The organism is Idiomarina sp. UBA4206 (assembly GCF_002383015.1).
In the GTDB taxonomy this organism is placed as follows: Bacteria; Pseudomonadota; Gammaproteobacteria; order Enterobacterales; family Alteromonadaceae; genus Idiomarina; species Idiomarina abyssalis.
The window spans coordinates 1,684-2,196 of record NZ_DFTS01000062.1; the positions used below are offsets into that span (position 1 = coordinate 1,684).

At 52.4% G+C, this 513-nt stretch carries 1 protein-coding gene; it reads right to left on the bottom strand.

The genetic code is table 11. The features are described 5' to 3' along the window. Nucleotides 1-58: 58 nt before the first annotated feature. The coding region (locus B3180_RS12760) for a GNAT family N-acetyltransferase (RefSeq protein ID WP_286844944.1) at nucleotides 59-513 on the bottom strand (455 nt) is incomplete at its 5' end.

Genomic DNA, 513 nt, shown 5'->3' on the forward strand with positions numbered 1-513 from the left:
TATTCACGGGCGTCCTCCACAATAGCCCATGCAACCTCAGCGCTCGCTAGTCGGAGCCTTACGTATCGAACTTCAGCAGCATTTCGCCGGCGTCGCAGTAGCAGGTGCCGTCGCACACAGGGCAATAGTAGCCGTCTTCTACTGAGGCTTTGTACCAGCGTTTTTCGTGTTGTTTAATCATTTCACCGCCGCAGCGGGTGAAATATTCATAGGCGCTGTTTTTGGGGCTTTGCATCCAAATATGCGCTAAGCCACCCTGGCAGCCCAGTTCTTTGGCTGAAGCTATGCTGCGATACAGCAACTCTTTGCCTATTCCTAAGCCACGTGCCTTTTCCGATACGGCTGCGCATTTAAAGTAGCACAGTTTGTCGGCCGGAATTGACCAGGCGTCAGGGGTGCAAAAATCATCAATGGGCCATTGTCCGGGTGCCAGGGTAATTCGTATACCTAAAGGTGTATCGCCGCGCAGAGCTATCCAGTTCAACTGTACATTACAAACGGTACCGCCGGCTA